The sequence below is a fragment of the Gordonia sp. (in: high G+C Gram-positive bacteria) genome (assembly GCF_052106715.1).
Taxonomy (GTDB): domain Bacteria; phylum Actinomycetota; class Actinomycetes; order Mycobacteriales; family Mycobacteriaceae; genus Gordonia.
Genome location: NZ_JBQEDL010000027.1, coordinates 1 through 21,845, shown reverse-complemented (window position 1 = coordinate 21,845; position 21,845 = coordinate 1). Strand labels below are relative to the sequence as shown.

16 protein-coding genes, 1 tRNA gene and 1 pseudogene are annotated in these 21,845 nt (G+C 65.9%); 11 read left to right on the top strand and 7 right to left on the bottom strand.

Features of this window, described 5'->3' with window-relative positions:
* Positions 1-26: 26 nt before the first annotated feature.
* From ACTIMF_RS13815 to ACTIMF_RS13805, 3 genes and pseudogenes are all read right to left on the bottom strand, one after another.
* Entirely contained in the window at positions 27-2,012 is a 1,986-nt protein-coding gene (locus ACTIMF_RS13815) for a type I restriction enzyme subunit R domain-containing protein (RefSeq protein ID WP_442350898.1), read from the bottom strand.
* A gap of 23 nt (positions 2,013-2,035) precedes the next feature.
* Positions 2,036-3,251 (bottom strand): annotated as a pseudogene (locus ACTIMF_RS13810) (IS1380 family transposase); the annotation flags it as partial.
* A gap of 906 nt (positions 3,252-4,157) precedes the next feature.
* The gene (locus tag ACTIMF_RS13805; RefSeq protein ID WP_442350897.1) at positions 4,158-4,388 is read right to left on the bottom strand and encodes a helix-turn-helix domain-containing protein; all 231 of its coding nucleotides are present in this window, start codon (positions 4,386-4,388) and stop codon (positions 4,158-4,160) included.
* Between the two features lie 227 nt (positions 4,389-4,615).
* On the opposite strand from ACTIMF_RS13805, the gene ACTIMF_RS13800 reads away from it, so the two are divergent.
* The 5 genes from ACTIMF_RS13800 (at position 4,616) to cobF (ending at position 8,861) form a co-directional block, all read left to right on the top strand.
* On the top strand, positions 4,616-5,101 hold the full coding sequence (locus tag ACTIMF_RS13800; RefSeq protein WP_442350868.1) for a hypothetical protein: 486 nt from the start codon (positions 4,616-4,618) through the stop codon (positions 5,099-5,101).
* 444 nt (positions 5,102-5,545) lie between these two features.
* Positions 5,546-6,946: a hypothetical protein gene (locus ACTIMF_RS13795; RefSeq protein ID WP_442350867.1), complete on the top strand. Its 1,401-nt coding sequence runs from the start codon at positions 5,546-5,548 to the stop codon at positions 6,944-6,946.
* 206 nt (positions 6,947-7,152) lie between these two features.
* Positions 7,153-7,228, top strand: a tRNA-Arg gene (locus ACTIMF_RS13790).
* Positions 7,229-7,287: 59 nt separating this feature from the next.
* Complete coding sequence (locus ACTIMF_RS13785) at positions 7,288-8,112, top strand: SDR family oxidoreductase (protein WP_442350866.1); 825 nt, start codon at positions 7,288-7,290, stop codon at positions 8,110-8,112.
* On the top strand, positions 8,109-8,861 hold the full coding sequence (gene cobF / locus ACTIMF_RS13780) for a precorrin-6A synthase (deacetylating) (protein WP_442350865.1): 753 nt from the start codon (positions 8,109-8,111) through the stop codon (positions 8,859-8,861). Before ACTIMF_RS13785 ends, cobF begins: the two co-directional genes overlap by 4 nt.
* Before the next feature lie 188 nt (positions 8,862-9,049).
* Here cobF and ACTIMF_RS13775 read toward each other — a convergent pair whose 3' ends face one another.
* Positions 9,050-9,790, bottom strand: coding sequence for a 3'(2'),5'-bisphosphate nucleotidase CysQ (locus ACTIMF_RS13775; RefSeq protein ID WP_442350864.1), 741 nt, complete (start codon positions 9,788-9,790; stop codon positions 9,050-9,052).
* Positions 9,791-9,850: 60 nt separating this feature from the next.
* Between ACTIMF_RS13775 and ACTIMF_RS13770 the strand changes: the two genes are divergently transcribed.
* A complete protein-coding gene (locus ACTIMF_RS13770; protein WP_442350863.1) occupies positions 9,851-10,738 on the top strand; it encodes an Fpg/Nei family DNA glycosylase in 888 nt (295 codons plus the stop codon).
* A gap of 117 nt (positions 10,739-10,855) precedes the next feature.
* Here ACTIMF_RS13770 and ACTIMF_RS13765 read toward each other — a convergent pair whose 3' ends face one another.
* Positions 10,856-12,067, bottom strand: a complete 1,212-nt coding sequence (locus ACTIMF_RS13765) for a DUF4185 domain-containing protein (RefSeq protein ID WP_442350862.1) — start codon at positions 12,065-12,067, stop codon at positions 10,856-10,858.
* Positions 12,068-12,197: 130 nt separating this feature from the next.
* Between ACTIMF_RS13765 and ACTIMF_RS13760 the strand changes: the two genes are divergently transcribed.
* Positions 12,198-12,938 (top strand): SDR family oxidoreductase, encoded by a 741-nt coding sequence (locus tag ACTIMF_RS13760; protein WP_442350861.1) that lies wholly within the window; start codon positions 12,198-12,200, stop codon positions 12,936-12,938.
* 57 nt (positions 12,939-12,995) lie between these two features.
* A complete protein-coding gene (gene pgi, locus ACTIMF_RS13755; RefSeq protein ID WP_442350860.1) occupies positions 12,996-14,678 on the top strand; it encodes a glucose-6-phosphate isomerase in 1,683 nt (560 codons plus the stop codon).
* A 161-nt stretch (positions 14,679-14,839) separates the two neighbouring features.
* Here the strand turns inward: pgi and ACTIMF_RS13750 are convergent, their stop codons facing one another.
* Positions 14,840-15,115 (bottom strand): chorismate mutase, encoded by a 276-nt coding sequence (locus tag ACTIMF_RS13750; protein WP_442350896.1) that lies wholly within the window; start codon positions 15,113-15,115, stop codon positions 14,840-14,842.
* Between the two features lie 170 nt (positions 15,116-15,285).
* Here ACTIMF_RS13750 and ACTIMF_RS13745 point away from each other — a divergent pair, with 170 nt between their 5' ends.
* Positions 15,286-17,115 (top strand): hypothetical protein, encoded by a 1,830-nt coding sequence (locus ACTIMF_RS13745; protein ID WP_442350895.1) that lies wholly within the window; start codon positions 15,286-15,288, stop codon positions 17,113-17,115.
* A 40-nt stretch (positions 17,116-17,155) separates the two neighbouring features.
* Positions 17,156-19,639 (top strand): UvrD-helicase domain-containing protein, encoded by a 2,484-nt coding sequence (locus tag ACTIMF_RS13740; RefSeq protein ID WP_442350859.1) that lies wholly within the window; start codon positions 17,156-17,158, stop codon positions 19,637-19,639.
* 44 nt (positions 19,640-19,683) lie between these two features.
* Here ACTIMF_RS13740 and ACTIMF_RS13735 read toward each other — a convergent pair whose 3' ends face one another.
* Positions 19,684-20,637 (bottom strand): M23 family metallopeptidase, encoded by a 954-nt coding sequence (locus ACTIMF_RS13735; protein WP_442350858.1) that lies wholly within the window; start codon positions 20,635-20,637, stop codon positions 19,684-19,686.
* Positions 20,638-20,858: 221 nt separating this feature from the next.
* On the opposite strand from ACTIMF_RS13735, the gene sucC reads away from it, so the two are divergent.
* The coding region (gene sucC, locus ACTIMF_RS13730; protein ID WP_442350857.1) for an ADP-forming succinate--CoA ligase subunit beta at positions 20,859-21,845 on the top strand (987 nt) is incomplete at its 3' end.

Sequence of the window (21,845 nt, the reverse complement as noted above, 5' to 3'; positions counted from 1 at the left end):
GAGAAGTTCGGTCAGGAACGGCGCCTCTATAACGACGATCCGTCTTGGCCCGCGACCACCTGGTAGAACCACTTCGCGATGTCTGACATGAGGTGCGCCCGGCCGGGGGTGTTGCTGAAGAAGTAGTCGCTCATCTTGGCGTGTGCGCCCTGGTTGTCGGCGACTGCGCCGGTGACGGCGAAGTCGAAGTCTGGCGACTCGGTGAACTGCTTGGCGCTGTTGACCTTGGCTTGCTGCACGAGTTCGTGATCGGCGAGGAGCGTGTGCAGCAGCGATTCGATGAACGAGGCTTTTTGCGTCTGAGTGAAGTCCTCGGAGCCGAATAGGTCGTTGAGGCGGTCGAGTACCTGTTGGAAGGCGACCATCGTCGGGTCTCGCTTTTCCCCGGACCCTGCCGCGGTCAGCCCCGACAAGCCGATTTTGGCACCGAGCCTGATGTCGGTCTTTCCTTGGTCGACCTGCTTGACCTGCTTGAGCGTGACATCAGAAAGATCGATGGGTGCGGTGTAGTTCTCGGGTTGGATGATTCGCTCGAGGTGGCGGAGGTAGATCTGCTTCTTCTCCAGGTCGGGGTCGCCGTAGTCGATGATCTGGGACATGAAGTCGTACAGGCGGACGAACGAGCCGACGTCGCGTCGGAACATGTCCAGCGCGGCGAGTTCAGCTTTGTCGCCCTCGCCTCCGTTGTGGATGAGGGCAGCTGAGTAGCGGTCGGCGAATCGTTTCTGTCCAGGGCCGACGGCGGCGGCGAGGGCGTTGTTGCCCTTGTTCTTTACGAACGCCTCGGTGCATTTGTCGACCTCGGTTGGGGTGTAGATCGCGGCGGTGTCGAGTTTGGCGGCCAGATCGTGCACCAGGTTGGGGTCTGTCTCGGTTTCGAGGAAGGCGTCGGTGAAGTACGGCTCGAACGCCTCACGGATCGCCGCTGGGTCGTTGACGAAGTCCACCACCTGAGTCATCGCCGCGGTCTTGGATGTACCTGACGGGGTGCGGTAGGTGCGGTTCAGTCGCGACAGTGTCTGCACAGCGGTCACGCCAGAGAGTTTGCGGTCGACATACATCGCACACAGGAGTGGTTGGTCGAAGCCGGTCTGGAACTTGTTGGCGACGATCATTACCTTGTACTGATCGCCGGTGAACGAGGTCCGCAGGTCTCGGACTCCCGGGTTCATCGTCGCCTCGGTGAAGTCCTCTGGTCCCGAGTCAGGGTCGTGGACAGCGCCGGAGAAGGCGACCAGTGTGTCGTAGCCGTAGCCCTTCTTTGCGATGTAGTCGTCGATCGCGAGCTTGTAGCGGACGGCCGCTTTGCGGGAGTCGGCGACCACCATCGCTTTCCCGTGCCCTTCCAGAAGGTTCGCGACGTTGGCGCGGAAGTGCTCGACGATGATCGCGGACTTCTGGGCGATGGTCTGCGGGTTGAGCTTGACCCACTTCATCACCGCCTTTGTCGCCTCGGCCTGGTCGACTTCTTCGTTCTCGGTGGCAGCGTTCTGGCCTATCTGGAACGCCAGCTTGAAGCTGTGATAGCCAGTCAAAACGTCGAGGATGTAGCCCTCCTCGATGGCCTGCTTCATGGTGTAGATGTGGAATGGCACCGGCGCGTCGTCCGGGGTTGGGCGGCGGCCGAACAACTCGAGCGTCTTGCCCTTCGGTGTCGCGGTGAACGCGAAGTAGGAGATGTTCGACGAGCTCGCCCGGTCGGTGGCCTCGGCGGCCAGGAGCGACTCGACGTCCACCTCGCCGCCGTCCTCGATATCTTCGATTTCCTCGGCGGTGAGTACGGCTTTGAGTTTGCCGGCGATCTGACCGGACTGCGACGAATGCGCTTCGTCGGCAATCACCGCAAAATTTTTGCCCTTGAGGCCCTTGTTTTCCCGGATCGCCTTCATCGCGAACGGAAATGTTTGGATGGTCACAACGATGATGAGCTTGCCGTCGGTGAGTGCTTTAGCGAGCAGGTCGGACTTTGACCCACCGGCTTTCGCGGCCTCGTCTCGATCGATAGCGACCACGATGCCCTGATCGTTGTCGTGCTGGTCAAAGCGAGTAGTTGCGTCCACGCGTTCAGGTCGAACGCCAATGCCACGATCGCGGTCCAGATCTGGTTTTGGGCGAATGTGTGCAGCGGCAGGTTCGTCAGTCCGCAGTCTTTGCTTTGCCGGATCCGGTCCTCGCACCGTGCGCGACGGCGATGTCGTAGTTCCAGGTCAGCCAACTGCCCGAGCGTGGTGTTGGTCGCGAACGCGGTCAGTCGCCACCCGTTCTGGTCGGTGATCCGCAGTTGCGCACCAGGGTGAGGCTTCTCGCGGCGCACGATCACCCGCATCCCGGGCGGCCACGATGTCAGGTCGATGACGCCGGTCAGTTCCGCGACGTCAGCGCCGGGCCGCCGGTCGCGGTCGCTGTTGTAGGCCGGGGTCCATGCCTGTGTCGGGAGGCGGTCGGTGATCGCACCGAGTCGGGTGTCCAGGCCGAACCCGACGGAGTAGGAGACTCGCTGTGTGTGTAGGTAGTTGAGGAACTCGTGCGTGGCGCCCGCTGAGTCGGTGCGGATCAAGATCTTCCGGCCGGGTCGGGCAGCAAGGTTGGGGATCTGTGCGAACGCAGCGCGGGTGGCGGTGATGTGATCGGCGGCGGTGTTCGACCCGGCGTTGCCTGGTCGCAGCACGATCGTCCCGGCTTCACCGGTGCCGCCGGGGCCGTGGTCGATGAACGCGGTCATCGGATGGAATCCGTAGCCGCCCTTATAGTTTCCCGCTGCTGATTGTTTGTCGGAGTGAGCGGTGACCAGGGTCGCGTCGAGATCGATGACCAGCGGCTTCCTCGCCGAGATGTCATGGTTCGGAGATGCAGTGCCGGCTAGCGACCACACCCGTGCCCGGGTCGCGGCTCGAGCAGTTGCGATCGCCGACAGCGCCTGGACCGGCGACTGCGCGAGCGACGAGATCAGGCGGGACACCGTCGGATCGGAGGCGACGGTGTCCGAAGGAGTCGGGGTGATCACGCACGGTAGAGACGTCAGCGAGGCAGTCGCCGCCGGCGACCAACGATACGGCGAGATCGGCGACGATCTTGCCCGGATCATGCGTCGCGAACGGCTTGCGCCACGGCGCGAGCGCGGTCGACAACGCTGTTGCCAGGCCGCTGACCTCGACAGTTCTGGTCAACAGGATGGTTCCGGCGTGAGACACGAGGTTCTCTCCGTCGCCGGTGGCCTGGATCTGCGGGTAGAACACGGTAGAGTTGCTCACCAGAAGGGTGCTCCTTCATTCTGACGTAATCGGACTGTCGCAAGAACGATTATCGCAGGTGAGAGCACCTTTCTTCATACTTCAGGCCCGGCGCGTCAAACTCACCGATGAAAGGCCGAGGTTAGGTCCGGTGGTCCGTAACGCGGCGGCGTTTCCGCGTGCCGCAGCGGTCGCGACGTCGACCCACCTGACGGGGTCGAGGGGTGGGAGGGTGTCGCGGTCGCTGATGACGCTGTATATCACTGCGATCTCGAAGACTGTCATGGGTTTGTATCCACGCAAGATTCGGGTGAGGCGGTCAGGAGTCATGTGAACCTGCCGGGCGAATTCTTGCTGGGGGATGCGCTGCAGTGTCAGGTATTGCCGCGTCGCCACTGCAATTCGGTGTTGCGTCACTGCCCCGATCAACGCGATGTCCTCGGGGCCTCCAGCGTCGCCGGAGAGTGCGAACTGTGCCGGCTCAAGGTCGCCGAATTGGGCAGGCTGCACGCATAGGCAACGGGGCACGACCATCTTGCGACGTGCTGTTTTGTCAACCATACGTCGAATCCTCACACACTGTGTGTCAAGAGACTAACTTTCTCCACACACGAGTTTCTGGCCCCACGGCAAGTTATCTATTTGCTACACGAGTGATTTCGGGCGAATGCGCGAGAGTTGACGAAGAAACACGCGCCATTGGTCGTGGACGGGCTCGCCTCAAATGGGGTCCGGACATGGCGACGGCCCCCGCCTTGCCGGGCGGAGGGCCGCCAAAGATCGGTCCCAGCCACAAACTGGGGCCACCAACACACGCCATCGCTATTTCCAAGGTTCAGGAGTGCTGTTTTGATCGTAGGACTGCAACGCTCGTGTGCGCAATCGTGCGCCCCCCGACCTGTATGGCCTGTCGCTAGTGCGCGGCAACTAGGGCGCAGAAGCGTCTTCTCCGCGGCTGTGGCCGCGACCTGGTCGATACTGTGGCCAGAGGGGGGAGTCGAGCCCCACTTCGAGTTTGGCCAGGGTGCTCGCATCGCAGAATCGGCGGCCTGCGAGGACGCGGCTGATTGTGGCGTGATTGACGCCAACGCGCGCCGCCAGTGCCCGCAGTCCGAGGTCCCGGATTGTGAGGGCGTGACGGAGATTCCGGGCAAGCATCTGGGCGACGCGCACCTGCTCAGGTGCATCCTCGCGGAGAGTGGCGGTAGGCCATTCTCCGTCGGAGATGTATTCGATTGGGGCGCGTGGTGTGTGTGTGGATACCACCACGCTAGGTTACCTCTCCGGGTGAAGGATGCGTGGTCCGCAGTGCAGCGGGCTAGTGCATTTGTCGGACGCACGGCGCATAGTGGTGCGTATGAGCACCAATCGAGGGTGTGGTGGCTGTGACCGCCGCACAGCTGTATCTGCCGCTGCGGTGGTCGATCATGGCGGATGACGGGGTCGCAACGTTTGTCGATGCGGTCATCGACTCGTGGTTGCAGGCTGAGCGTGGTGGACTCCTGTCTGCGCAGACGGTAACGAAGTTCACTTCTGTGGCATCACGGTTCGTCATGTTCACTGAGGCCCTCGACATTGCAGCCATCCAGGATGTCGACGTCGACGTGTGCCGGCGTTTATCCACGCTCACGGAAAGGGGCGAGCAGGAGAGCGAACGCGACCGGCGCTGGCTACGATGCACAATCGGCGCGCTGTCATTCGGGCGCTGTATGCGACGGCGCGGAGTCTCGGCATCGGTTGCTCCGATCCGACTGCTGACATCGCGCTTCCCGATCGCAACCGGCACGGTTTCGGTCGTCCGCTCACTGAAGAAGAGGCTGATCAAGTCCGCTTTTTCGCTGACCGGGGGTCTGGCACACGGCATTTCGTGACCCCTGCGCTCTTGCTCGCCGGGGCCCGGACAGCTGAGGTCGGCTGGGTTACCGTCGCCGATATCGATCTCGACGCCGGGTCGGCCTATGTTCACGGGTCTGTGAAGTACGCGAACCGTACCGTCACCCTCCGCCGGCAAGATCTCCCGTGGTTCCGCGCCCGGGTCGCGCATCTGAATGGCCACGACGCAGCTCTACTATGCGGCCCAATCGGCGGGACTGCCGCGAACCGGCAGTCGACTATTGGTATGACGGTGGGCGCGGTCCTCACAACTGCCGGGTTGGCCAACGATCCTGCCGTCACCCCGACCTCGCTGACAGCGTTTGCGGGACATTATGCGTTCGAGCGCACTGGCCAGATAGAGGCTGCGGCACGGGTGACCGGATGCCGCTCTCTGGACGCTGCAGCTACGCTCGTTAACCACCGATGGCAAGACGGCACGAATGGCTAGGCGGCCCTCTTCTATCCCGGCGCTCGCCCCCGCACGGTCCGAGCGCGGTACGCCGTTGGAGATTGATTTCGTCCATGCAATCGCCAACGATCCGGCCGTCTATGCACTCGCACCTCTGATTCCGGGCAAGAGCCCTGACAGCCCCGGGCCGCGCCGCCTGTACGACGATTTGCTGTTCGTCCTCTATATAGCTGTTACGGGCGCGGTCGGGTCTCACCGCAAAGCCGCTCGCATCCTCGGCCATCCGACGCATTGGGAGATTATCCGGACAGCAGCGCACTCGCACGGCGTTGAACTGCCCGGGCGGCCGCCAAAGCGCGCCAACTGCGAGGACGCCAAGCGCCGCGTCCACGCGATTCAGGGTGACCGTGGACCTGACAGCGGGCTTACGGAAGAAGTCCGCGTACGCGCGGTAATCGAATGGCAGAAGTCCGCCCGCGAACAAGGCGCACTCGCACCTGGCCGCCGCTCGAACACAGACCCTCTCCAGGGAAACACCGTGTACGGAGACGGCAAAGTTATCTCCAGCATGTTTGGCGCGAAAGCCCGCGAGAATCGTCGCGTCGCCGGGCAGCGAGTCGACGGCATGAAACACGTCCAAGGTGGTGACGACGGCACCCCGACGCACGGATTAAAGTTCATGCTCCTGGGAGTACGGCCCAACAATGCCATCAACTCACGACTGATCCTAGACATCCGGTACGTACCCACAACCGGTTACGGCGGCGAAGCGGGGATCGGCGTCAATGCGCTCCTCGACCTTGCTGCCGCCGAGCCCGGCGCGAACACCGTCTGCTACGACGGTGCATTACGCGGTACACACCTGCAGCAACTCGCCAACGCTGGCTACCTAGTGCTCTCACCGGTGCACAGCACGACTGCCAAACCAACTCCGCTAGAGAATGTCATCACCTGCATGTGTGGGCGGCCGCACCCGTTGTTCACCGTCGACGGCTACGCCGCTGAGCAGGAACTCGACGACAACGGCACATTCACCTACGCCCGCTGCCACGTCATCAAACTGTCAGCAATCAAGCGCAGCAACGGAACTCACGATTGGTATCAAGACGTCGAACTGTCTTGCGGACACCAGCACCGCATCCGCGTCAACAAGCCGACAGTCGACCAGCAGCCGTTTCGCATAGAACGCCTACGCCAGGCAGCCAAAGACGAGACCGACGACGCGCTCTACAACCGCATCTACGGACGCCGCGAAGACTCCGAGTCGACGAACAACATCATCGAACGCACTATGCATGGTGGCCGGGCCACCAGCCCCACTGCCGTCGGCCAATTCCTAGTGATGCTCGGCCACGCCCTGGCTCGCAATGCCTACACCCGCATGCTCTGGCAACGAGAGCACGCTACAGCCGACCCGCCAACCGCAGCGTAGGCGAACTACCACCCAATACGGAGGCAATACCCAGCCGACCGCCGACACCGCTTACCTTCGCGGCCCACGGGACGCGAGGCAATAATGCCTGTCCCGTGCACCTACCGTAGACTTCACTCGTCGGCGACCTGATCCCCAACTAGGGCGCTGACGCGACTGGCCAGGCTGGTGATCGCTATCTTCCGCCACAACTTCCGCCAGTCCCCGCTCTCGTAGCTCAGGGGATAGAGCACCGCTCTCCTAAAGCGGGTGTCGCAGGTTCGAATCCTGCCGGGAGCACCACACCGTCTCACCACTCCGCAGATTCCAGTCCGCCGCGGCCGCCGACTACCGTGGACGCCATGACTGCACAGACCTCGGGCCCGCTCACCGTCCTCGTGACCGGCGCAAGTAGTGGAATCGGCGCGGACGTCGCACGCCAGATGGTTGCTGCGGGCCACCGCGTGTACGGCACCAGCCGGAATCCGGCCACCGTGAAGAACCCGATCGACGGTGTGACGTACGTGCGCCTGGACAATGCCGACTACGACTCGGCCGCGGCATGTGTCGCCGAGGTCGGCGACGTCGACATCCTCATCAACAACGCGGGCGAGAGCGCCGCGGGAGCATTCGAGGACACCCCGATGGACGCCGTCGAGCACCTGTTCGCGGTGAACGTCTTCGGCCCCGTAGCCCTGACGAAGGCCGTCCTCCCTGGAATGCGCGAACGCGGTACCGGCACCATCGTCATGGTCGGATCGATGCTCGCGAGCTTCCCCGTCGCCTTCCGCACCAATTACGCCGCGACTAAGGCCGCGCTCAAGGGGTACGCGATGGCGCTGCGCCGGGAGGTTGCGCCCTACGGCGTCCGCGTCGTGACGGTCGAGCCAGGCACCATCGCCACCGGAATCGGCGACCGCCGGACCATCCATATCGGCGACGACTCCCCGTATCGCGCCGAGTACGAGACCGTCGCCGCCGCGACGCGGGACAACGAGGCCAAAGGCATCTCCGGTGGCGCGATGGCCAAGACCGTTGTCCAAGCTGCCCTCGCCCAGAATCCGAAGCCGTTCTACGCCAAGGGGAATCGCGCACCGGTCGTCTTCGCGTTACGGCGTCTGGCACCGCGCCAGTTGGTCCTCGATCTGACCGCGCGCATCCACGGACTCGCGAAGATCCGACCGTGAGCGACGTCGTCCTCCGCGTGATCGGGATCGGTCCGGGAGGCCCCCGCCAGATCACCCTCGAAGCCGTCGACGCGATCGCTGCGACCGACGTGTTCCTGCTCCTCGACAAAGGGGAGCGGACCGCCGAACTGACCGGCGTACGGCAGCAGATGCTCGATGCGCACGCCCGAGAAGGCCACACCGTCGTCTCGGTGCCCGACCCGCCGCGCGACCGGAACCCCGCCGACTACGAGGCCGAAGTACGACGCTGGCACGCTGCCCGCGTCGACGTCATCGAGGCGGCGCTCACCGAACATCTCCCGGATGGCGGGTCCGCGGCGATCCTCGTCTGGGGCGACCCCGCACTCTACGACTCGACCCTGCGCATCACCGACGCCCTCGCACGACGACGCGACCTGACCGTCGAGGTCGTCCCCGGCGTGACCAGTGCGTCGGCGCTGACCGCCGCGCACGGGATCGTCGCCCACGCCGTCGGCGAACCGATCTTCACCACCACCGGCCGACGACTCGCCGCGACACCCGCTGGAGCGGACCTCAACCAGATCGTCATGCTCGACTCGGCGCTCGCCTTCCGGGAGACGGCCGACCCCGACGACATCGTCTACTGGGGTGCGTACCTCGGCACCGAGCACCAGGTCACCGTCAGCGGCCGCGTCGGTGACGTCACCGACGAGATCGTCGCCAAACGCGCCGAAGCCCGAGAGCGGCTCGGCTGGATCATGGACATCTACCTGTTGCGTAGGGGGTAGGGGCCTCGCCCCCCTTCCGTTGGTCGAGCGGAGTCGAGGCCTTTTCCGTTGGTCGAGCGGAGTCGAGACCCTTTCCGTTGGTCGAGCGGAGTCGAGGCCCTCCCCGCTGGTCGAGCGGAGGCGAGGCCCTTTCCGTTGGTCGAGCGGAGTCGAGACCCTTTCCGCTGGTCGAGCGGAGTCGAGACCACTCACCACGGACTGGCCAGCGCGTCGAGGATCTCGTCGGCGATCTCGCTGCGGCAGATGACGAAGTCGGGCATGTACGGCTGCGGGTTGTTGTAGACGATGTCGCGGCCGTCGATCCGACTGCAGTGCAGGCCTGCGGCGAGAGCGACCCCGACCGGCGCGCAGTTGTCCCACTCGTATTGGCCGCCCGAATGCACGTATGCATCGGCGTCGCCGCGGACGACGGACATCGCCTTCGCGCCCGCTGACCCGATCCGCACCGCGCTCAGGTTCAGCCGGTCGGCGACGGCGGCCGAATGATACGAGTGCCCGTACCGCGACACCGCGAGACGGTGCGTGAGCGGGCCGGTGACCTCGGCGACCGTGTCGCTGCGAAACACCTCGCCCTGCGCGGGCAGCGACACCGCGGACGCCTCCGGAACGCCGTCGATCGTGAGTGCGACGTGCACCGCCCAATTGTCGGTGCCCATCGAGTACTCGCTCGTGCCGTCCAACGGGTCGATGATCCAGACTCGGCTCGCCCTCGCACGGTCGCCGACGTCTTCGGCCTCCTCCGACAACACCGCGTCCTGCGGTCGGTGCACGCGCAGCACGGTCGCGATCCACGCCTGCGCCAACATGTCGCCTGCGTCGCCGACGAGGCGGCCGTCGAGCAGGTCGCCGTGGCGGATTCCGTTCAAGATCTCGCCCGCACCCTCGGCGATGTGAGCGGCGAGGTCGGCGTCGGATAGGCGGGCGGGCACCCATACAGCCAATCACATCGGGTGGCAGACATGCCGCCGACGGCAGTACACACTGGAGGTATGCCGGAACTTCCCGAGGTCTCCGCGATCGCCGCTTACCTGGACTCGCGGATGGCGGGCCTGCCGATCCGCCGCGTCGACATCGCGTCGCTGTCGGTCCTCAAGACCGCCGATCCGCCGTACACGGCGCTGCCCGGACAGACGGTGAGCGCCGTCGACCGCATCGGCAAATACTTGGTGATCCGCACGGTTCCCGGTCCGGACACCGGCGACGACCCCGAGATCGACCTGGTGGTCCACCTCTCGCGCGCAGGCTGGGTCCGGTGGAGCGACGCGCTGTCGCAGACTCCGCCCCGCCCCGGTGGCAAGAGTCCGATCGCGGTGCGTGTGCACTGCGGGCTGCCCGGCGAAGGCTTCGACGTCACCGAGGCAGGCACCCAGAAACGTCTCGCCGCGTGGATCGTCCGGGACACGTCCGACGTCGAACGCATCGCGACCCTCGGCCCCGACGTGCTGGCCGTCAGCCGAGACGAGTTCGCGGCGATCCTGCGCGGGACGACGTCTCGGCTCAAGACCGTTCTCACGGACCAACGCACGATCAGCGGCGTGGGCAACGCGTACTCCGACGAGATCCTGCACACCGCGCGACTGTCACCGTTCGCGTCCGCGAAGACGCTTGACGACGACCAGATCGACACCCTGTACGAGACGGTGCGGACCGTCCTCGCCGACGCTACCCAACGCCTCGAGACGCGCGAGGTGGCGAAGATGAAGTCCGAGAAGCGAACCGGGCTGCGTGTCCACGCCCGCACCGGGCTGCCGTGTCCGGTGTGCGGTGACACGGTGCGCGAAGTGTCGTACGCCGATCGGTCGTTCCAATACTGTCCGACCTGTCAGACCGGCGGAAAGGTCCTCGCCGACCGCCGCATGTCCCGGCTGTTGAAGTAGGGGGTCTCGACCGGCGGGGCCTCGACTCCGCTCGACCAGCGACGGGGGTCTCGACCAGCGACGGGGGTCTCGGCCAGCGATGGGGGTCTCGACTCCGCTCGACCGGCGGGGGCGGGGCTAGCGCACCTTGGTGCGGATCAACGCGACGTTGTAGTCGTCCCAGCGCGAGGCGTTGAAGTACAGCTCGGGGCCGGTGCCGCGGAGGGCGGGCGACGACGGAAGCATCATCGGTGCGTACAACTCGAGGCTCGCCGGAGCGATCCGACGACCTGGGCTCCACGGGCCCTGCGGGTGGTTCGCGGTGCGCATGCGGACACCGTTCGGGCTGTCGAGCATGACGTACTTGTTCAAGTACGGGCTCCACATGACCGAGAGCTCGGTGACCGGGCCGCGAACGATCGCGGCGGGCCGAGCCGCGCCGCCTGCCCAACGGGAGCCGGTCCAGTACTGGTACTTGCCCGGATCGAGGATGTCGGCGGGACGGAAGCGGGCGATGTGTGCGGCGCCGAACCGACCGTTCGGGGTGCCGTACTGGTAGACCCAGCCAGCGTCCGCGCCCGCCCCGTTGAGGTATGCGCTCTGCTGGAACAACGGATTCACATGGTTCACCGACGGCCACCCAGCGGGCAACGGGACGTCGAGCCCGACGTTCGCGCGGATGGTGCTCTGCGGCGTGTACCAGCTGCGTCCGTTGTTCGACGACACCGCCGTCGCCGAGTAGTTCGTGAACCAGCGGCTCGGCGGACCCCAGGCGCGGACCGACATGTAGTTGACGTACTGCTTGCCACCGATCGAGATGCCGGCCGTCGGGATCTTCGTCTTCTCGATGCCGCTGAAGCCGAAGGCGCCGAACATCGGACCGGCGTGCCCGCTGCGCTGCAGCGTCAGACCGTTCTCCAGATTCGAGTCGGTCGACCGCAGGAGAGTGTTGTTACGCCAACCGCGGTCCTGTCGCAGACAGTTGCCGAACGTGTCACCGAACGCCATCAGGGTCTGACCGCGACCGTTGTCCCAGGCGACGCCCACGTCCGTGCCGGAGATGCCGAACCGCGAGAACGTCTTGTTCTGGCTGCGAGGACCGGTCACCCAGGAGATGGCCTTGGTGCGACCGTTGTCGAAGTGCGGCAGCGGCTTCTGCGGCCCCTGTGCGGCGCCGCCGCGTGGGAAACCGAGCGAGCCGAAGTCGAACGGCAGGGGGATCCCCGTCCCGGAGTTGCTGCACGCGCCCGAGGCGTCCGCCGGGGGTGCCGCGACCCCGGCGGTGAGTGCGGCGGCGGCCATCGCGGCACTGATCGTGAGGGTCGTGAAGGCTCGAGTGAGTCGTCGCATCGCGTCGGGTCCTCTGACGGGGGATAGTTCGGTCTCAATCAGTTGTACAGGCGTATGTCATTCGAAAGAAGCGGTACCACCAATATCGCCGCATCACGATATGGCAACCGCCATCGGTATATTCGCTGCTATGACCCGCGACAATATCATCATCACCGGTGCCAGTTCGGGACTTGGAGAGGGGATGGCACGTGAGTTCGCCGCCCGGGGGCGCGGCCTCGGACTCGCGGCCCGACGCCTCGATCGGCTCGAGTCTCTCGCCGCCGAACTGACCCCGACCGCGCGCGCAGTGGCGCTCGCGCAGCTCGACGTGACCGACGCCGACGCCGTGCCCGCAGCGTTCGGGCAGCTGGCCGACGAGCTCGGCGGCGTCGACCGCGTCATCGTCAACGCGGGCCTCGGCAAAGGTGCTCCGATCGGGACCGGCAAGGCAGCCGCCAACATCGAGACCGTCCAGACCAACCTCGTCGGCGCCCTCACCCAGATCGAGGCCGCGCTCGAGATCTTCCGCGCCCAGAACAGCGGTCATCTCGTCCTCGTCAGCTCGATGAGCGCCGTCCGTGGGCTCCCCAAAGCACAGGCCGCCTACTCGGCGTCCAAGGCGGGGCTGGCCACCCTCGGTCAAGGTCTGCAGGCCGAACTGAAGGGGACCGGCATCGCCGTCACCGTGCTGCTGCCCGGCTACATCGAGACCGACATCAACCGCGGCGTGAAGACGTCGATGATGACCGATACCGCGACCGGTGTCGCCGCGATGGTGAAAGCCGTCGAGGCCGAACCCGCGCGGGCCGCCGTCCCCGGATGGCCGTGGACTCCGATCTCCTGGGCGCTGCGCTATCTCCCGGACGCGGTCAGCGCCCGCCTCGTCTGACCCCAATTGTCTGACCGCCGAACGGCACAGGCGGGCGTGACCACATAGGGTTGAGTCATGTTGGGCTCTCACACCGATGTCACCGGCGAATACGACATAACGACGACGGTGTCGTGGCATGCGCTCGCCGCCCACTACCCGCACGTGTACGCCCTTCACCTCCGCGAACTGTTCGCGATGGATCCCGAGCGCGGCTCGTCGCTCGTCGTCGACGCAGGCGATCTGCACATCGACTACTCCAAGCATCTCGTCACCGAAGAGACCCTCGAACTCCTGATGAGTCTGGCACGCGAAGCGGGCCTGGAGGAGCGACGCGACGCGATGTTCGCGGGCGAGCACGTCAACACCTCCGAGGACCGTGCCGCGCTGCACATCGCGCTGCGCCTGCCCCGGGACGCGAAACTGGTGGTCGACGGCCAGGACGTGGTGGCCGACGTGCACTCGGTGCTCGACGCGATGGGTGAGTTCTCCGACCGCGTGCGCAGCGGCGAGTGGGTCGGGCACACCGGCGCAGCGATCACCGACGTCGTCAACATCGGGATCGGCGGCAGCGACCTCGGTCCGGCGATGGCGTACGACGCGCTCCGCCACTACCGCCAGGACGGGCTGCGCTGCCATTTCGTCTCCAACATCGATCCGGTCGATGTCGTGTCCACCCTGGAGACCCTCGATCCGGCGACGACGCTCGTCGTCGTCGCGTCGAAGACCTTCACCACATTGGAGACCATCACGAACGCGGTCGCCGCGCGACGCTGGCTGCTCGCCGGGCTCGGGGTAGCCGACGACGACTCCGATGTCGTTGCCAAACATTTCGTCGCGGTCAGCACCAACGCCGACGAGGTTGCGAAGTTCGGCATCGACACCGCGAACATGTTCGGGTTCTGGGGGTGGGTCGGCGGCCGCTACTCCGTCGACTCGGCGATCGGGCTGAGCCTGATGATCGCCGTCGGACGGGAACGCTTCGCCGAGTTCCTCGCCGGCTTCCACACCGTCGACGAGCACTTCCGCACGCAGCCGCTGGAACGCAACGCCCCGGTCCTACTCGGCATGATCGGCCTCTGGTACTCCAACTTCTTCCAGGCGCAGTCGCAGGCGGTGCTCCCGTACGCGCAAGACCTCGACCGGTTCCCGGCGTATCTGCAGCAGTTGACGATGGAGTCGAACGGGAAGTCGGTGACGGCGGGCGGCCGCCCCGTCACCGCCACGACCGGCACCGTCTACTGGGGCGAACCCGGGACCAACGGGCAGCACGCCTTCTATCAGTTGCTGCACCAGGGAACGTGGCTGGTGCCTGCGGACTTCATCGGCTTCGCACGCCCCACCGATGACCTCGACGGGGCGTCCGGCGGCTCGATGCACGACATCCTGATGGCCAACTTCTTCGCTCAGACCGAGGTACTCGCGTTCGGGAAGACGGCAGACGACATCGCCGCCGAAGATGTTCCCGCCGACCGTATTCCGCACAAGGTAATGCCGGGCAACCGGCCGTCGACGAGCATCCTCGCGCCGCGTCTGACGCCGTCGGTCCTCGGCCAGCTCATCGCGCTCTACGAGCACGTCACGTTCGTGAAGGCCGTCGTCTGGGGCATCGACCCGTTCGACCAGTGGGGAGTGCAACTCGGCAAGGAACGCGCCAATGCGCTCGTCGGCGTGCTCACCGACAAGGTGGAGCCTGCGCCGTCGCACGACTCGTCGACCGAGGCGTTGGTCCGGTGGTATCGCTCGCAGCGGGGACGCTAGATCGGGCGACGCCGCAGCCCAAGTTCTCGTGCCGCAGGCGCGTATACCGCCTCGCACCATCAATGCGTCTTAGCAGCCTCAGCGCAGGCTGCTAAGACGCATTGATGGTGCTATCGCATAGATGAGTCTGCGACGAGGAAGTTGAGGCTGCGGTAGGGGAGCTACCGTCCCAGCGGTCCGCGGCCCAGCCGCAGCAGCAGCATCGCCAGCGTATGACCCTCCGAACCGAGGGCCGAGAAACGGTCAAGGACCTTCACCTCGCGACTGTGCACGAGGCGCGGGCCTCCGGTCGCCATCCGATACGCGCCGATCTTTTTCGAGACTGCGCTGCGCCGCTGGATCGCAGCGAGAATGACCGCGTCCATCCGGTCGATCTCCAGGCGCAGGGTGTCGATGTCGTCGGGGAGGTCGGCGACATCAGAGCTCAGGCCCTCGATCCCCGTGTCGGCGGGGGTCGATCCGCTGGGTCGCGTATCCGGGGTCTCCCGGTTCGCCGGGTCGGTTGGCTCAGTCACAACTAGTGATTTTGCCACGTCGCCGTGCCCGCATGTCGTGCGACCGGCGTGGGACTGTCGTCGGTGACGGCCGGGTGCGAGACAATGCGGGGATGCTGCAGGCCCGCAAGCTCGTTCCCATCGCCGTCGCGCTCCTCGTCGCGCAACTCGTCGTCCGAGCCTGGCTCGTCGCGCGCGGCGACTTCTATTGGGACGACCTCGTCCTCATCGCGCAGGCGTCCAGCGATCCGATCCTCAGTTGGAACTATCTCGGAACCAGCCACGACGGGCACCTGATGCCCGGCGCGTTCCTGGTGGCCGGGGTGTCGACGGTGATCGCGCCCGTCCAGTGGTGGCTGCCCGCGGCGACCCTCGTCGTCCTGCAGGCGATCGCGTCGCTCGCGGTGTGGCGGATGATTCGGATCATCGCTCCGCGTGCGGGCGTCGGCGCCCTCGCGGCGTTCGCCTTCTATCTGTTCGTCCCGATGACGATCAGCGCGTACGTGTGGTGGGCCGCCGGCCTCAACACGCTGCCGATGCAGGCGGCGCTCGCCTACATCGTCGGCACCGTCGTGCTGCTCGTGCGGGAGGACGTGTCGGGTGCGCGCCGCACTCGGCTCCTCGTGGGCGCGGTGATCGCGTTCGTGGTGGCTCTCGCGTTCTTCGAGAAGTCACTGCTGATCGTGCCCGTCGCGTTCGTCGCAGCGGTGTTGGCTGCGCGGCGTCCGACGAACAGATACGAGGAGGAGTCGGGTGCCGACTTCCGGAGTTCGCCACTGACGGTCGCGTTCACGCGGGCTCGCGGGCTGTGGGCGGTGCTCGGCGTCGTATTCGTCGCCTGGGCCGTCCTGTTCCTCGCGACGACGACGGCCACCACGGGCAGTCATTCGCTCTCGCAGGCCGCACACCTGGTGTGGCGCAGCGTGAACGACGCGATCGTCCCGTCGATGGTCGGCGGGCCGTGGCACTGGGAGCGGTGGGTGCCGTCGCCGCCGATGGGATTCGCTCCGGTGTGGATGATCGTGCTCGGCTGGGTGGTGATCGCGGTGCTCGTGGTCGCGACGGTCCGCGCGCGGCGCGGCGTCGTCGCGGTGTGGGTGTGCGCAGCGATCTATGCGGTCGCGGCGCAGATCCCCGTCATGTGGAACCGTTCGGGTGAGAACACCGCCCTCGAACTCGCGCAGACGATGCGCTACCTGCCCGACACGGCGCTCGTGCTGACGATCGCATTCGCCTTCATCGCTGCGGCGCCGGCGAGTACCGGAACCCACTCGGCGCCCGCCGAACCGGATCGTCGCCCGGCGATCGCAGTCGCGGTCGGCGCCGCGCTGCTGGTGATCTCGTCGATGATCGCGACAAGCGCCTACTCCACGACGTGGCGCGACGACCCGACGTCCGACTACCTGGCGAACGCACGGCAGTCGATGAAAGACAATGCGGGCCGCACCATGTTCGACCAAGCAGTCCCCTTGGAAGTGCTTCTCCCCGTGGCGTATCCGGACAACCAGATCAGCCGCATCTTCGGTCGGCTGCGCGATCGGCCCGAGTTCGGCTCCTACACTGACGACCTCGTCGTCCTCGACCCGAACGGCAAGGCGGCCCCCGGCAGCGTGACCCGGTCGAGGACCATCGAGCCGAGCGCGGGATCGTGCCGTCGACCCGCCATCGACGGGCCGGTGCGGGTGCCGCTCGATGGCCCGCTCATCGACGTCCAGTGGACGCTGCAGATCAGTTACTGCGCCGACCGCGACGGCGAGGTCGAACTGCGGCTCGACGGCGGCGAGGCGTTGCGGGTCCCTGTCCAGTCGGGACTGCACATCGTCTACGTGCAACTGAACGGGCAGGGCGACGCCGTCCAGGTTCGCCCCGTCACCCCTGGACTTCGGCTACACACCGGCGAAGGTCGGGTAGGCGTCCCGGTCATGGCTGGGCTGGCCCCGTGACGACGGTCATGTCGGACCCCGCGGGTAGCCTGACTAGGCGATGAACTCCACGAATACTCCTGCCCTCGCCAGCACCGACACTGACCTCACCGACCGTGGTCGGGAGTTGCTCGACGGGCTCAACCCGCAGCAGCGGGCAGCCGTCGTTCACCTCGGTGTGCCGCTGCTGATCGTCGCGGGCGCAGGGTCCGGGAAGACCGCGGTGCTGACCCGCCGCATCGCCTTCCTGCTCGCCGAGCGAGATGTGACGCCGGGCCAGATCCTGGCGATCACGTTCACCAACAAGGCCGCTGCCGAGATGCGCGAACGCGTCATCGACCTCGTCGGACCGCGCGCCGCGTACATGTGGGTGTCGACGTTCCACTCGACGTGCGTGCGGATCCTGCGCGCGCAGTCGGCGCTGCTCGGAAACCGGAACTCGAACTTCTCGATCTACGACGCGGACGACTCCCGCCGACTGCTCGGGATGGTGGTTCGCGACCTCGGACTCGATCCGAAGAAGTTCAGTCCGCGTGGCGTCGGCACCGTGATCTCGAACTACAAGAACGAGCTCGTGGAGCCGGACGAGGCGGCCGCCAAGGTCGCCGACGCCGAGCAGCCCGATCCGGCGGCGCAGACGATCACCGAGATCTACGCCGAGTACCAGCGTCGTCTCGCCGCGGCCAACGCATTCGACTTCGACGACCTGATCGGTGAGACGGTGTCGCTGTTGCAACGGCACCCCGATATCGCCGAATACTATCGGCGGCGCTTTCGCCACGTGCTCGTCGACGAGTACCAGGACACCAACCACGCCCAGTACATGTTTGTGCGCGAGCTGGTGGGTTACGAGACCAGCGAGGCGGGCGTCGAGCCGTCCGGGCTATGCGTCGTCGGTGACGCCGACCAGTCGATCTACGCATTCCGCGGTGCGACGATCCGCAACATCGAAGAGTTCGAGCGCGACTACCCGAACGCCGAGACCATCCTGCTCGAACAGAACTACCGGTCGACGCAGACCATTCTGTCGGCGGCGAACTCCGTCATCTCCCGCAATACCGGGCGACGCGAGAAGCGGCTGTGGACCGACACCGGCGACGGCGACCTCATCACCGGATACGTCGCCGACTCCGACCGCGACGAGGCGGCGTTCATCGCCAAGGAGATCGAGCGGCTCGTCGACTATTCGATCGGCGGCTCGGCAAGCCACACCTACTCCGACATCGCAGTGTTCTATCGGACCAACACCGGCTCCCGTGCGTTAGAAGAGGTCTTCGTCCGGCACGGGATGCCGTACAAGGTGGTGGGCGGCACCAAGTTCTATGAGCGTAAAGAGGTCCGCGACATCGTCGCCTACCTGCGCGTCGTCTCCAACCCCGACGACCAGGTGAGCCTGCGCCGCATCCTCAACACCCCGCGACGCGGCATCGGCGACCGAGCCGAAGCCTGCGTCGCCGTCCACGCCGAGAATCTCGGAGTCAGCTTCTACCAAGGGCTCCTCGATGCCACCGAGAACCGCGTCGCGCTGCTGAACACGCGAGCCGTCAAGCAGATCACCGGGTTCGTCGAGCTCATCGAAGGACTCCGCACCGACTTCCTGATGTCGTTCGGGGCGGTCGGCGGGGCGGCCGACGAGGCCGTCGCCGACGCGACGACCGAGGGCGCGGACATCGGCGACCTCGTGGACGCGATCGTCGACCGCTCCGGATACCGCGATGAACTCGAATCGTCCAACGACCCGCAGGACGGCGCTCGCCTGGACAACATCAACGAGCTCGTCGCCGTGGCCCGCGACTTCAGTGTCGAGGCCGCTCAACGCACCGAGGACGACGCCGATCCGGATCTCGAGGCTCCCGCGCCCGCAGAGGAAGGGGAGCCCGAGCCGGGGTCGCTGGCCGCCTTCCTGGAGAAGGTCTCGCTCGTCGCCGACGCCGACCAGGTTCCCGACGAAGGCGACGGCGTCGTCACGATGATGACGCTGCACACCGCGAAGGGCCTCGAGTTCCCCGTCGTGTTCGTCACCGGGTGGGAGGACGGGCACTTCCCGCACATGCGCGCGCTCGGCGATCCGAACGAACTCAGTGAGGAGCGACGCCTGGCCTACGTCGGCCTCACCCGCGCCCGGCAGCGCCTGTACCTGACGCGCGCGATGTCGCGCGCGTCGTGGGGGCAACCGGTGTCTAATCCGGAATCGCGCTTCCTGCAGGAGATTCCGCAGCACCTCATCGACTGGCGGCGCACCGAGCCGCGTCGTGCGCCGCGGGAGTCACGAGGCGGTGCGTTCGGGTACTCGAGCTCTGGTTCATCGTTCGGGGGCTCATCGTTCGGGGGATCGTCGTTCGGCGACTCCGGTCGCGCCCGCCCGCGAAACACCGCCGTTCACTACGACATCGGCGACCGCATGAATCACCCCAAGTTCGGGATGGGCAAGGCCGTGGCGAAAGAGGGCACCGGCATCACCGAGCGCATCACCTTCGATTTCGGCGGCAGCGTCGGACGCGTCACCCTGATGACCGCAGGCGGTCTGCCGGGCGAGAAGTTATAGTCGTTCGAACCGCCGGGCGAGACCTCGGCGCGTGGAAACTGGAGTCAGCCGTGAAGGGCTGAGAGGTGAACGCCCTTCGAGGCGAGCCAGACAGCGGGGTCGATCTTCAGCTTCCCGTTCTTCCAAACCTCGAAGTGGCAGTGCGGGCCGGTGGAGAACCCTTCGCTGCCGACGAGGGCGATGATGTCGCCCGCGGTGACTTTGTCACCCTTCTGGACCTGCACGCCCGACGACGACATGTGGCCGTACATCGTGATAGTGCCGTCGGGAGCCTTGACCTGCACCCAGTTGCCGTAACCGGAAGCCGGCCCGGCTTCGACGACGACGCCGTCGGTCGCGGCGTGGATCGGGGTGCCCAGCGGAGCGGCCAGGTCGATACCGCCGTGGAACGCGCCCCAGCGAGGAGCGAACGCGGAGGTCAAGTCGTAGACGCCCATCGGGATCGGGCTCGTCACCTCGGGCTTGAGCTTCGCCTCGCGGGCCGCGGCCTTTGCCTTGGCGATCTTGGTGCCCTGCGGGAGTTGGTCGTCGAAAACGCTCATGTCCGACTCGGAGGCCGATGCTGCCACGCCCGGACCGAGGTCTTCGCCGGTGCCGGACGCAGCGAGCGCGACATCAGACGCGGCCTGCGGCTCGGGGGCCGGTTCTTGAATGGGAGTCGCCTGGTCGACGCTCGGACCGACGAGGGCGAAAGCGCCTGCACCTGCAGCCATCGCGACGAGCGCGGTACGCGCCTTCAGTGCGGACGACGGGGCAGGTAGACGGTGTCGGCCAGTGGACGCGGTTCGTGGCGGATCGGAGGGAGCAATGGCCCCCTGTGTCGCAGGGACGTCGTCGGCAGACACCGGGATCTCGGCCGTCGAGACAGCGGGGTCCAGCGGATCGGAACCGAGGCCGATGCGGAGACTGCGAGAGGGAAGCGGGATGTCGCGGGTGGCGGGCTGATCGACCGGTGGAGGAGTGAGGGTCTCCGAGCGCATCGCGCTACCTACTGCCACCGTCTGCTCACCTCAAATCGCACTTGGTCCTGTGACCATCCCGTTACCAACCCAGTTGACGGTAACCAAGAGTCCGTCTTAAGTCCACCTTGCGCGACAACTGAGTGAGATGGGGCACAAGGTCGGCACCAAGTGTGAGGCGGCGCGAGCAACAGGATTACAGTCCGTTATGGTCCGCGTTACACCGAAGCGGACGAAACTTACTTCAGATGGTGAGCTGAATGGATCTCTTCGAATACCAGGCGAAGGAACTGTTCGCCAAGCATGGGGTACCCACCACACCGGGTCGGGTGACCGATACTGCTGCTGATGCACGAGCTATCGCCGAGGAAATCGGCAAGCCCGTCATGATCAAGGCACAGGTCAAGGTCGGCGGACGCGGCAAGGCGGGCGGCGTCAAGTACGCCGCAACCCCCGATGACGCACAGACACACGCCGAAAACATCCTCGGGCTCGATATCAAGGGCCATGTCGTCAAGCGACTTCTCGTTGCAGAGGCCAGCGACATCGCCGAGGAGTACTACATCTCGTTCCTGCTCGATCGGTCCAACCGCACCTACCTGGCCATGTGCTCGGTGGAAGGCGGTATGGAGATCGAAGAGGTCGCTGCGACCAAGCCCGACCGGCTGGCCCGCATCGCAGTGGACGCCGTCAAGGGCGTCGACGTCGCGTTCGCGCGTGAGATCGCCGAGGCCGGGCACCTGCCCGCCGAGGTTCTCGACGCCGCCGCCGTGACCATCCAGAAGCTGTGGGAGGTCTTCATCAACGAAGACGCCAGCCTCGTGGAGGTCAACCCGCTGGTCCGCACCCCGAACGACGAGATCCTCGCCCTCGACGGCAAGGTCACGCTCGACGAGAACGCAGACTTCCGCCAGCCCGGCCATGCGGAGTTCGCCGACAAGGACGCGACCGACCCCCTTGAGCTCAAGGCCAAGGAGAACGACCTCAACTACGTCAAGCTCGACGGACAGGTCGGAATCATCGGCAACGGTGCCGGTCTGGTCATGTCGACCCTGGACGTCGTCGCATACGCAGGCGAGAACCACGGCGGCGTCAAGCCCGCCAACTTCCTGGACATCGGCGGCGGCGCTTCGGCCGACGTCATGGCTGCCGGCCTCGACGTCATCCTCGGTGACGAGCAGGTCAAGAGCGTCTTCGTGAACGTCTTCGGCGGCATCACCGCGTGCGACGCGGTCGCCAACGGCATC

What these genes read in the sequence shown, in the direction of transcription:
- ACTIMF_RS13760 (WP_442350861.1), top strand. Translation starts at nt 12,198, where the DNA reads ATGACCCGCGACAATATCATCATCACCGGTGCCAGTTCGGGACTTGGA.
- ACTIMF_RS13770 (WP_442350863.1), top strand. Translation starts at nt 9,851, where the DNA reads ATGCCGGAACTTCCCGAGGTCTCCGCGATCGCCGCTTACCTGGACTCG.
- pgi (WP_442350860.1), top strand. Translation starts at nt 12,996, where the DNA reads ATGTTGGGCTCTCACACCGATGTCACCGGCGAATACGACATAACGACG.
- ACTIMF_RS13785 (WP_442350866.1), top strand. Translation starts at nt 7,288, where the DNA reads ATGACTGCACAGACCTCGGGCCCGCTCACCGTCCTCGTGACCGGCGCA.
- ACTIMF_RS13795 (WP_442350867.1), top strand. Translation starts at nt 5,546, where the DNA reads ATGGCTAGGCGGCCCTCTTCTATCCCGGCGCTCGCCCCCGCACGGTCC.
- ACTIMF_RS13765 (WP_442350862.1), bottom strand. Translation starts at nt 12,067, where the DNA reads ATGCGACGACTCACTCGAGCCTTCACGACCCTCACGATCAGTGCCGCG.
- ACTIMF_RS13805 (WP_442350897.1), bottom strand. Translation starts at nt 4,388, where the DNA reads ATGCTTGCCCGGAATCTCCGTCACGCCCTCACAATCCGGGACCTCGGA.
- ACTIMF_RS13745 (WP_442350895.1), top strand. Translation starts at nt 15,286, where the DNA reads ATGCTGCAGGCCCGCAAGCTCGTTCCCATCGCCGTCGCGCTCCTCGTC.
- ACTIMF_RS13740 (WP_442350859.1), top strand. Translation starts at nt 17,156, where the DNA reads ATGAACTCCACGAATACTCCTGCCCTCGCCAGCACCGACACTGACCTC.